The 10807-nt window shown below is 72.1% G+C and carries 10 protein-coding genes; 4 read left to right on the forward strand and 6 right to left on the reverse strand.

The genetic code is table 11. From position 1 onward, the window contains the following. Positions 1–100: 100 nt before the first annotated feature. Together ACLQ2R_RS21300 and ACLQ2R_RS21305 are read left to right on the forward strand one after the other, a co-directional pair. The gene (locus ACLQ2R_RS21300) at positions 101–1099 is read left to right on the forward strand and encodes an AAA family ATPase (protein WP_425961905.1); all 999 of its coding nucleotides are present in this window, start codon (positions 101–103) and stop codon (positions 1097–1099) included. A gap of 2 nt (positions 1100–1101) precedes the next feature. Next, on the forward strand, positions 1102–2469 hold the full coding sequence (locus tag ACLQ2R_RS21305) for a DUF58 domain-containing protein (RefSeq protein WP_425961907.1): 1368 nt from the start codon (positions 1102–1104) through the stop codon (positions 2467–2469). A gap of 94 nt (positions 2470–2563) precedes the next feature. Here ACLQ2R_RS21305 and ACLQ2R_RS21310 read toward each other — a convergent pair whose 3' ends face one another. Beyond that, positions 2564–3559, reverse strand: a complete 996-nt coding sequence (locus ACLQ2R_RS21310) for a stage II sporulation protein M (RefSeq protein WP_425961909.1) — start codon at positions 3557–3559, stop codon at positions 2564–2566. Between the two features lie 37 nt (positions 3560–3596). Here ACLQ2R_RS21310 and ACLQ2R_RS21315 point away from each other — a divergent pair, with 37 nt between their 5' ends. Continuing rightward, entirely contained in the window at positions 3597–4484 is an 888-nt protein-coding gene (locus tag ACLQ2R_RS21315; RefSeq protein ID WP_425961911.1) for an RDD family protein, read from the forward strand. A gap of 76 nt (positions 4485–4560) precedes the next feature. Here ACLQ2R_RS21315 and ACLQ2R_RS21320 read toward each other — a convergent pair whose 3' ends face one another. From ACLQ2R_RS21320 to ACLQ2R_RS21335, 4 genes are all read right to left on the reverse strand, one after another. Beyond that, positions 4561–4917 carry a GntR family transcriptional regulator gene (locus ACLQ2R_RS21320; RefSeq protein ID WP_425961913.1) on the reverse strand — a complete coding sequence of 119 codons (357 nt, stop codon included), beginning with the start codon at positions 4915–4917 and terminating at the stop codon, positions 4561–4563. Next, positions 4911–5972, reverse strand: a complete 1062-nt coding sequence (locus ACLQ2R_RS21325; RefSeq protein WP_425961915.1) for a hypothetical protein — start codon at positions 5970–5972, stop codon at positions 4911–4913. The genes ACLQ2R_RS21320 and ACLQ2R_RS21325 overlap by 7 nt, the downstream gene beginning before the upstream one ends. A 78-nt stretch (positions 5973–6050) precedes the next feature. Further along, on the reverse strand, positions 6051–6887 hold the full coding sequence (locus ACLQ2R_RS21330) for an LVIVD repeat-containing protein (RefSeq protein WP_425961916.1): 837 nt from the start codon (positions 6885–6887) through the stop codon (positions 6051–6053). Positions 6888–7145: 258 nt separating this feature from the next. Beyond that, positions 7146–8570, reverse strand: a complete 1425-nt coding sequence (locus ACLQ2R_RS21335) for an LVIVD repeat-containing protein (RefSeq protein WP_425961918.1) — start codon at positions 8568–8570, stop codon at positions 7146–7148. A 180-nt stretch (positions 8571–8750) separates the two neighbouring features. On the opposite strand from ACLQ2R_RS21335, the gene ACLQ2R_RS21340 reads away from it, so the two are divergent. Then, positions 8751–9380 carry a DUF305 domain-containing protein gene (locus ACLQ2R_RS21340; protein ID WP_425961920.1) on the forward strand — a complete coding sequence of 210 codons (630 nt, stop codon included), beginning with the start codon at positions 8751–8753 and terminating at the stop codon, positions 9378–9380. Between the two features lie 91 nt (positions 9381–9471). Here the strand turns inward: ACLQ2R_RS21340 and ACLQ2R_RS21345 are convergent, their stop codons facing one another. Next, the gene (locus ACLQ2R_RS21345; RefSeq protein WP_425961922.1) at positions 9472–10713 is read right to left on the reverse strand and encodes an adenosylhomocysteinase; all 1242 of its coding nucleotides are present in this window, start codon (positions 10711–10713) and stop codon (positions 9472–9474) included. Positions 10714–10807: the final 94 nt, after the last annotated feature.

Here is a 10807-nt window from a genome sequence, read left to right on the forward strand (position 1 = left end):
GGGCACGCCGAACGGGCCCGGGGCGCCGGCGACGCCCGGAACCTTGCCTTCCGGGCCTTCCGGGCCTTCCGGGCCTTCCGGGCCTTCCGGGGCCTTCGGAGTGCCCGGGACCCGGGGCGTACCGAACGGGCCCGGCACGCCGGACGGGCCCGGGGCGGACGCCGCACGGCAGGCGCTGGCGGCCCTCAGGACGGAGGTCTCCAAGGCCGTCGTCGGCCAGGACGCCGTGGTCACCGGCCTGGTGATCGCGCTGCTGTGCCGGGGACACGTCCTGCTCGAAGGGGTGCCGGGCGTCGCCAAGACCCTGCTGGTCAGGACGCTGGCGGCGGCGCTCTCGCTCGACTTCAAGCGGGTGCAGTTCACCCCCGACCTGATGCCCGGCGACATCACGGGCTCGCTGATCTACGACGCGAAGAGCTCGGAGTTCGAGTTCCGCGAGGGACCGGTCTTCACCAACCTCATGCTCGCCGACGAGATCAACCGCACGCCCCCGAAGACGCAGGCCGCGCTGCTGGAGGCGATGGAGGAGCGGCAGGTCAGCGTGGAGGGCGACCCGCGCGCCCTGCCCGACCCGTTCATCGTGGCAGCCACCCAGAACCCCGTGGAGTACGAGGGCACCTACCAGCTCCCCGAGGCGCAGCTCGACCGGTTCCTGCTCAAGCTGACCGTCCCGCTGCCGCCCCGCGACCAGGAGATCGCGGTGCTGGAGCGGCACGCGCTCGGCTTCGACCCGCGCGACCTGTCGCACGTCCGGGCCGTGGCCGGTGCCGCCGACCTCGCCGCCGGGCGCGCCGCGGTCGCGCGGGTGCACACGAGCCCCGAGGTGCTCGGCTACATCGTGGACGTCGCCAGGGCCACCCGCCAGTCGCCCGCGCTGCGGCTCGGGGTCTCGCCGCGTGGCGCCACCGCGCTGCTGGCCGCGTCCCGCGCCTGGGCCTGGCTGTCCGGCCGCGGCTACGTGACGCCCGACGACGTCAAGGCGCTGGCCAGGCCCGTGATGCGGCACCGCGTCCAGTTGCGGCCCGAGGCCGAGCTGGAGGGCGCGAGCGCCGACGGCCTCATCGACGCCATCCTCGCCTCCGTCCCCGTGCCCCGCTGACCATGGCGCTGACGGGACGGGCCGCCCTGCTGGCCCTGGTGGGCACCCTGGCCGTGCTGTTCGCCCCCCGGCCGGGCCTGGCGATGGCCGGGGTGGCGCTGCTGATCGCGGCGCTGGTCACGGTCGACCTGCTGCTGGCCGGGAGCGTGCGCTCGCTGCGCCTCACCCGGGCGGGCGAGCGGCTGGTACGGCTCGGCGAGTCGGTCACGGTGGAGCTGATCGTGGAGAACCCCGGCCCGCGCCGGGCGCGCGGCGTGCTCAGGGACGCCTGGCCCCCCTCGGCGGGGGCCGGCCCCCGGCACCTGCCGCTGGACGTGCCCCCGGGCGAGCGCCGCCGCCTGGTCACCACGCTCGCCCCCGTCCGCAGGGGCGACCGCGAGGCGGTCACGGTGACCGTGCGGACGCTGGGCCCGCTGGGCGTCGCGGCGCGTCAGGGCTCGCACCGGGTGCCCTGGTCGGTCCGGGTGCTGCCGCCCTTCCTCAGCCGCAAGCACCTGCCCGCCAAGCTGTCCAGGCTCAGGGAGCTGGAGGGGCAGCACCCCTCGATGGTCCGGGGACAGGGCACCGAGTTCGACTCGCTGCGGGAGTACGTGGCCGGCGACGACGTCCGCTCGATCGACTGGCGGGCCACCGCGCGCCGCAACGACGTCGTGGTGCGCACCTGGCGGCCCGAACGGGACCGGCGGGTGCTGATCGTGCTCGACACCGGCCGCACCTCCGCGGGGCGGGTGGGCATCGCCCCGGTCCCCACGGCCGACGTCGCGGTGTCGCGGACCGGCCGGGCCGGCGAGCCCCGGGTCGTGCCCGGCTGGCCCCGCCTGGACTGGTCGATGGACGCGGCGCTGCTGCTGGCCGCGCTGGCCTCCCGGGCCGGCGACCAGGTCGACTTCCTGGCCCACGACCGGTCCGTACGCGCCTGGGTGGCCGGCACCGGCCGCACGGAGTTGCTCTCCTCGCTGGTCACCACCATGGCTCCGATCGAGGCCGAGCTGGTCGAGGCCGACTCGGCCGGGATGGTCGCGGCCGTCCTGTCGCGGGCCAGGCGGCGCTGCCTGGTCGTGGTGCTGACCGACCTCAACCCGGCGGCGCTGGAGGAGGGCCTGCTGCCGGTGCTCCCCCGGCTCTCCTCGCGGCACCTGGTGCTCCTGGCGGCGGTCTCGGACCCGCAGGTGGCCGAGATGGCGGCCGGGCGCGGCACCTCCGAGCTGGTCTACGGCGCCGCGGCGGCCGAGCACCTGGCCGCGGGACGGCGCAGGATCACCGCGCTGCTCCGCGGGCAGGGCGTGGAGGTGGTGGACGCCGCCCCCGAGCGGCTCGCCCCGGCCCTGGCCGACGCCTACCTGGCGCTGAAGGCGGCCGGACGCCTCTGAGCGGCGGACGCCCGCGACGCGGCCGTCCGCGAATCTCACCGGCGGGCGAGAGCGCGGACGTCCGTGCCCTCGCCCACGCCGGCCGGAGGGGCGGTCAGCCGGCGCTCGGGGCGAGGTCGGGGGCGCGTTCCAGGTCACCGGTCTCGCGGTCGGCCAGCGCCCGGCGGCCGAAGAAGATCACATAGGCGAGGAAGACGGCCTCGGCGACCACCCCGATGCCGATCCGCACCCAGGTGGGCAGCCCCGAGGGTGTCACCAGGCCCTCGATCAGTCCCGAGACGAACAGCACCACGACCAGGCCCAGCGCGACGCTCATCACGGCCCTGCCCTGTTCGGCCAGGGCCTCCAGGCGCCCGCGCGGGCCCGGGTCCACGACCGTCCAGCCCAGGCGCATGCCGACGGCCGCGGCCAGGAACACCGCGGTCAGCTCCAGCAGCCCGTGCGGGGTGATCAGGCCGAAGAAGACGTCGAGCCTGTCCCGCGAGGCCATCAGCCCGGCCGAGGTCGCCACGTTCAGGGCGTTCTCCCACAGGATGTACGGGATCGGCAGGCCGAGCAGGACGGACATGATGATGACCTGCATCGACACCCAGGCGTTGTTGACCCAGACCTGTCCCGCGAACGAGGCCGCCGGGTTCTCCGAGTAGTAGTCGGCGAAGTCGTGCTCGACGAGCCGGGTGATCTGCTCGGGCGTCGCGATCGCCGACTGGACCGCGGGATCCCTGGCCACCCATACGGCGACGACGGCCGACACCAGGAGGAACGCGGCGGTGGTGCCCGCCCACCAGTAACGGGCCCGGTAGGCGACCACCGGGAAGGAGACCGTGAAGAAGCGGGCCAGCTCCCGCCAGGCGGGGGTGTGCGCGCCGGTCACGGCCGAGCGCGCGCGGGCCACCAGCGCCGACAGGCGGCCCACCAGGATCGGGTCGGCCGAGGTGGAGCGGACCTGCGACAGATGCGTGGCCACCCGCTGGTAGAGGTCGACCAGTTCGTCGACCTCGGCGCCGTTCAGCGACCTGCGCCGCCGGATCAGGGCCTCCAGGCGGTCCCAGGCGGGCCGGTGCGCGGTGACGAAAGCGTCGATGTCCACTCCGGCAGCCTATCCAGTCGGCGGTAGGGTGCTCATTGTGTCCGATGTCGTGACCGGCGAGGCCGTGGTCCTGGAAGTACGTGTCGCCCTGCCGCCGAGCAGGGCGGCGGCGCTGCTGATCGACATGGCGGTCCAGATCTCGACGTTGCTGGGTGTCTCCCTGCTGGTCGGCAGCCTGGGCCTGCTGAGCGACCCGGCCCTGACCACGATGGTCTACCTCTCGCTCAGCGTTCTCGTGCTCGTCGGCTATCCGGTGATCTTCGAGACGCTCACCCGGGGGCGCAGCCTGGGCAAGCTCGCCATGGGACTGCGGGTGGTCAGCGACGACGGCGGCCCGGAGCGGTTCCGGCAGGCCCTGTTCCGCGGGCTGGCCGGCGTGCTGGAGTTCTGGATCCTCACCGGTGCCCCCGCGCTGATCAGCTCGCTGATCTCGGAGCGGGGCAAGAGGCTCGGCGACATCTTCGCCGGCACCGTGGTGATCTCCGAGCGCGCTCCCCGGCAGTACGGGCCGATGCTGTACATGCCCCCGCCGCTGGCCGCGTGGGCGGCGACGCTGGAGCTGTCGCGGCTGCCCGAGGAGGTCGCGGCCACCGCGCGCCAGTACCTCCTGCGCTGGCACGACCTTTCGCCCGCCGTCCAGCACGAGATGGGCGTGCGCATCGCCACCGAGATGTCGGCCTTCGTCTCCCCGCCCGCGCCGCCCGGCGCGCCGCCGTTCGCCTACCTGACCGCCGTCCTGGCCGAGCGCCGGCGGCGCGAGCAGCTCCGCCTGGAGCGGGGCACCGGCGCGTACCCGCCCGGTGTCCCCTCGTCCGGGGGTACGTACCCGCCCGGCGGCGCGTACCCTCAGGTCCTCCCGCCCCGGCCCGTTCATCCTCCGGTCGCCCCCGAGCCCTCCCGGGACGGTTTCGCCCCTCCGGTCTGACCTTCCGCCGCGCCCGCGGCGCTCGCCGCGCTTGTCGTACCCGTCGCGGCGCTCGTCGTGCCCGTCGTGCCGCCGGTCAGCGGGCCAGCGCCTCTCGCGCCGCGGCGAGCGCGTCCTCGGTGGAGGCACCGGCATGCCGGGCGGCCCTGGCGAACTCCTCGGCCGCCGCGGCGAGCCCCAGGCGGAGCCCGTCGGCCTGCCCGGTGATCACGGCCGCACGGCCCCGGCGCAGCTCCACCAGCCCCTCCTCGCGCAGTTGCTGGTAGCCGCGCAGGACGGTGTGCAGGTTGATGTCCAGGGAGGCGGCCACGTTCCGCGCCGAGGGGAGCCGGTCCCCGGGTGCCGCCGTACCGTTGGCCAGGGCGACGCGGACCGAGTCCGCCACCTGGTCGGCGAGCGGCCGGGCCGACGAGGGGTCAACCGTGATCAACATTGTGCCGTCTCCACCTGTCGTCGCCTGCTCAGCTCCCCGTTGACCAGGGCCGCCGCGTCCCGCGCCTCGCGCGTGGAGCAGACGAACCACCGGTCGTCGGCCAGGGACAGGGCGAGCACCGGGCCCTTCCCGCTGACGGCACCCCATCCCTCCGGGCTGTCGCCCAGGCCGTAGCGCCCGGGAGGAGGCCCGCCGGCCTTCTCCGCCCCCACCTCGGGGGGCCTGCCGTGACGACGGGGAGGGGGCTCGTTCCCGGCCTCGGCGAACCGTATCAGCGCGTACGACACGGTACGGCTCAGCACGGGCATCCAGGGCACCCGCAGGGTCACGCCCGAGCCGTCGATCTGCAGGCGGGTACGCGCCTGTGCCGCCACGAAGAGCGTCATCCCGGTGAGAGACGCCTCGCGCCACCATTCGAGGTCGTCCCACAGAACGACCGACACGGTGAACACCGACAGAGCCGCGGCGACCAGCAGCGTGCGAACCGACCAGGTCGAGGTGGTGAACAGGACACGCTGCCGTGGGCCGAGCGCCATGGCGGGCGCGTGCGGCGGTGGCGCGGCGGTCACCTCGGGCGGCTGCGGCAGCGGACCGGCCGCCACCCGGCCCAGTGCGAACGCGCCGGCGAACACGACGATCTCCACCGCCAGGTGCCATGCCGGCCGGGCCCCGGAGCCCGAGGCCGGCGCCAGCACCGACAGCACGCCCGACACCGGAAAGGCCAGGCCGACGGCGAAGCCGAGGGCGACCAGTCCCCGCTGGATCCGGGGCAGGCGCCAGTAGTAGACGAAGGGGACGACGAGCAACACCTCAAGCCACATCATCACCCCGAAGGCCGGCTGGGAGGACACGCCTCGCCAGGTGAGCTCGTACCGGGGGTCGACGGGCCAGCCAACGAAGAAGACGTGGCCGGGGAGGTCGTCGCCGTACAGCCTGACCACGGCCAGCGGCAGGACCAGGAGGAACACCGGGCCGAGGATCGTCAGGATCAGCCGACGTATCCGTCTCGGCGCGGTGTGATCGGCGTGGCCAGGAGCCACAGCGGACAGGGACATGATTCCACCTCCAACTGTTTGCATTAGACTATAACAGTCTAAACAGTTGGGGAAGAGGGGCCGCGGCCCGACGGACGGTCAGCGCCGGCGCTCCGGGAAGGAGCTCTGGGTCTGCGCGTTCAGCCGGTCCATGCGGACCCGTTCGGCCGGGTCGGTCCGGGGGTCGTCGATCCGCAGGACGTCCAGCCCCCGGCGGTAGTCGCTCGCGTAGACGTGACCGTTGCAGTAGTAGGCGGACCAGATGCCGCCTCTGCCCCCGTCGGGCTCGGGGCCGCGCTCGAAGTGGCCGAACTCCCTGGGACGGACCGGGTCGGTGAAGTCCACGAAGGAGACGCCGCCCTGGCACCAGGCCTGGACCATGAGGTCCCTGCCCCTGACCGGGATCAGCGAGCCGTTGTGCGCGACACAGTTCTCCGCGTAGGCCTGACGGCGAGGGATCTTGAAGTAGCTCCTGAGGACGAGCCGGCCCTTGACGATCTCGTGGACGGCGTCGGCACCCTGGTTCGGGCCGGTGGCCTCGTTGCAGGTGGACGCGGCCCCGCCACCGAGCTCGTCGGTGAACAGCAGGTCGCCGTGGACGGCGACGTCCATCTGGTACCCCGGGCACAGGACACCGCTGACCAGCCTGGCCCGCGCGGGGTTCCCGATGTCGTAGATCGAGAAGCCGCCGTAGTTGCCGACGTAGGCGTAATCGCCCTGGAAGGCGATGTCGCTGTTGGTGGTGGCCTCGAGACCGGGGAGCTTGGGCAGGGTGCCCAGGTGCCTCACGTTGGCGCTGGTCACGACCTTGCCGGGCGCGGGGATGTCGTCGGCCCGCGCGGTGGCGGTGGACGCCGGCACGGCGACGGCGACGGCCACCGCCACCGCCCAGCCCACCGGCACCGATGCCCGTAAAGCCTTTCGGGGAGCGAACACGGGGACGCCTCCTGCGGGTGGAGACGATCCACCCGTGAATTGACACGCGACACCCTCGGCATCACATGTCGATACCCTGCCGCTTTGTCACAGAAATATGTTATTTCAGGCCTTTACTCGTCGCCATATAAATAGTATTTTTATACGCTTTTATGCGCCAACAAGGACCGCGGTCGTATCCCCCCGGAAACGGCGACCGCCGGACGCTCCGTCGAGCGCCCGGCGGCCGTCGTGCCGTCCGTCAGGGGAGATCAGGGGTCAGTGGTGACCGTGACCGTGCCCCTCGCGGTAGGACGCCTGGGTCTGCGCGTTCAGGATGTCGAACCTGACCTTGGACGCCTTGTCCGTACGCCGGTCGTTGATCTTCAGCACGTCGAGGCCGAGGTTGAAGTCACTACCGTAGATGTACCCGTTGTAGTAGTACGCGGACCAGAAGCCGCCGCTGAGCGGGGAGGCGGTCTCGTCGGGGCCGCGCTCGAAGAAGGCGATCTCCTTCGGACGGGCCGAGTCGGTGAAGTCCACGACCGAGATGCCGCCCTGGTACCAGGCCTGGACCATGATGTCCTTGCCCTTGACCGGGATCAGCGAGCCGTTGTGCGCGACGCAGTTCTCCGTGTCGGCCTGGTGGCGGGCGATCTTGAAGTAGCTCTTGAAGACGAACTGCCCCCTCTCGATGTCGAAGTAGGCGTTGGCGCCGCGGTTGGGGCCGATGGCCTCGTTGCAGGTGGCCCTGCTGCCGCCGCCGAGCTCGTCGGTGAAGATCACCTTGGTGCCCTCGTTGTTGAAGGTCGCCGAGTGCCAGAACGCGAAGTTCACGTCGTCCCGGACCGTGGCGGTGACCTTCGGCGCGAGCGGGTCGGAGATGTCCATCAGGATGCCCTCGCCCATGCAGGCGCCGGCGGCGATGTTCTTCTCCGGGTAGGAGGTGATGTCGTGGCAGCCGCTCGTCGCCGAGGTCCCCTCCGGGTACGGCAGCCCGTCACCGGGGTTGCCGCCGTCCGGGAAGAGCACCGGGGTGGCCGCCACCGCGGCGGAGGCCGGGTCGCGCAGCGGCACCTTGATGATCGAGATCTTGTCGTGCGGCGGCTGGCAGTCCGGGAACGAGTCGCCCGGCCGGTACGAGGAGACGTACACGTAGACGTTCCCGCGGTCCCTGCCCTTGCCCGGGACCAGGGTCAGCGTGTGCGATCCGCAGTTGGTCTCGACCGCCTTGATGTACCTGGGGTTCTTCTTGTCGCTGATGTCGAAGATCCGCACACCCTCCCACGACTCCTTGATGTCGGCGCCCTGGCCGACGCTGGAGCAGGAGTCGTTGTTGCGGGAGGAGTCGACCGCACCGAAGAGGAGGTTGCCGTAGACCGCCACGTCCATCTGGCCGCCGGGGCAGATCACCGAGCTGACCAGCGAGGTCTTCTTCGGCTTCCTGATGTCGTAGATCGAGAAACCGGAGTAGTTGCCGACGTAGGCGTAGTCGCCCTGGAACGCCATGTCGGTGTGGATGTCCGTCAGCTCGGCGGGCTTGGGGACGTTGAGGACGTGCTCGATGTTCTCGCTCTTGGCGATCTCACCGGGCGCCGGGATGTCTGCGGCCTGCGCGGGTAACGCGGCCAGGGCCGTCGCGACGGCGATCCCCGCCGTGACCAGGAAACGGCCGGTCAGGCCCTTCCTGAATAGGATGGACACGTGTGGACCTCCTTGGGACATGCACCAATAAAAGGAGCATAAAAGCCAAATGCTCTCTCTTCCCGACTCCCGCGACAAGTTGTCATAGTGTTAGCAACTGCTGTCGAGATAAACCCTTTACGGGCAGACCATCGGAGGGTTACGGTCCTTCACTACTGGACACCGCCGGAAGGAGGCCGGGTGCGCGCCGCGTTCGCCGTCGTGATCGCCGCACTCTCCCTCGCCGCGTGCACCGCGGAGGCGGCTCCCCCCGCGGCCTCCCGCGGCTCGGCACCGGTGATCGTCCCGGGCAGGCCGGGCGAGCCCGCCAGGACCGTCGACCCCAGCGAGGCGGCCACGATCGTGCCCCCCGACACCGCCAACGCCGCCGACGTGACGTACGTCCAGGACATGGTGGTCCACCACCGCCAGGCCCTGGAGATGGCCTCCATGGCCCCGTCCAGGGGTGAGCACGTCCGGCTGAAGGGCCTCGCCTCGCGCATCGCGGACTCGCAGGGCCCGGAGATCCAGTTCATGACCTCCTGGCTCCAGCAGCAGGGGCTGCGCGCGCCCGAGCACCACGCCCGGCACGACACCATGCCCGGAATGGCCACGCCGGAGCAGCTGAAGGCGCTCAGGGCCTCCTCGGGCAAGGATTTCGACCGGCTCTTCATCAGGCTCATGACCGCCCACCACCTGGGCGCCCTCACCATGTCCGAGAAGGTGCTGGTCTCCGGCTCGCACCAGCGGATCGAGGAGCTGGCCAACGACGTCTCGGTCGGCCAGGCCGCCGAGATCCGCAGGATGCGGGAGATGCAGGCCGAGCTCTGAGCCGGGCGTGCCCCTGAGCCCGGCGCGGCTCTGAGCGGCCCTGAACCCGGCGCGGCTCTCAGCCGGGTGTGAGCGCGAGGGGCGGGCGCGGTTACGAGCCCAGCCGCCAGGAGTGCAGGTACTCCTCCTGGTCGGGGGTGAGCGCGTCCACCTCGACGCCGGTCGCGGCCAGCTTGAGGCGGGCCACCTCCACGTCCACCTCCTCCGGCACGTCGTACACGCCGGGTGCGAGCCGCGTCCGCTCGCGGGCCAGCCACGCCACCGAGAGTGCCTGCGCGGAGAAGGACATGTCCATCACGGCGGCCGGGTGACCCTCGGCGGCGCTCAGGTTCACCAGGCGGCCCTCGGCGAGCAGCAGGATCCTGCGGCCGTCGGCGAGGACGTACTCGTCGGTGCTGGGACGCACCCCGCGGTGGACGGCCTGCGACAGGTCGTCCAGGGCGCGAACGTCGATCTCGACGTCGAAGTGACCGGCATTGGCCAGGATCGCGCCGTCCTTCATCAGGACCAGGTGCTCGCCCCTGATGACGTCGCGGTTGCCGGTGACCGTGACGAAGACGTCGCCGATCTCGGCGGCGGCGGCCATCGACCGCACGTCGTAGCCCTGGAGCAGGGCGTCCACCGCCTTGACCGGGTCGACCTCGGTCACCACGACCCGCGCCCCCAGCCCCCTGGCCCGCTCGGCGACACCCCGGCCGCAGTAGCCGAACCCGGCGACGACCACGACCTTCCCTGCCAGCAGCGTGTTGGTGGCGCGCATGATGCCGTCCATGGTCGACTGGCCGGTGCCGTAGCGGTTGTCGAACATCCGCTTCGTCCGGGTGTCGTTGACGGCCACCACGGGGAACCTCAGGGCGTCCTCCGCGGCCATCTGGCGGAGCCTGATGATCCCGGTGGTGGTCTCCTCACACCCTCCGGAGACCCCGTCCAGCAGCTCGGTCCGCTCGGTGTGCAGGATGTTGACCAGGTCGCAGCCGTCGTCCAGCACGATGTCGGGACGCAGGTCGAGCGCCTGGTGGATGTGGCGGTAGTAGGCCTCCCGGGTCACCCCGGCCTGCGCGTGCACGACGAGCCCGTAGTCGCGCAACGCCTCGGCCACGTCGTCCTGGGTGGACAGGGGGTTGGAGGCGGCCAGGGCGATCTCGGCCCCGCCCGCCCGGAGCGTGCCCATGAGCACGGCGGTCTCGGCGGTGACGTGCAGGCAGGCGGCGATCCGCAGGCCCTCGAAGGGGCGCTCGGCGGCGAAACGCTCGCCCAGGGCGGTGAGCACCGGCATCGCCCGCGCCGCCCACCCGATCCTCCGCTCACCCGCGGCCACCAGGGCGCTGTCCACGTCTCTCCCCCGCTCACCCGGACGGGGCCCCCCGCCCGCGCGCGCGGCCCGCGGCGACACCACCCTCAGAACCCGCGCGAAGCACACAAGGGGG

Origin of the sequence: Streptosporangium sp. DT93 (assembly GCF_049844535.1) — a bacterium.
In the GTDB taxonomy this organism is placed as follows: domain Bacteria; phylum Actinomycetota; class Actinomycetes; order Streptosporangiales; family Streptosporangiaceae; genus Streptosporangium.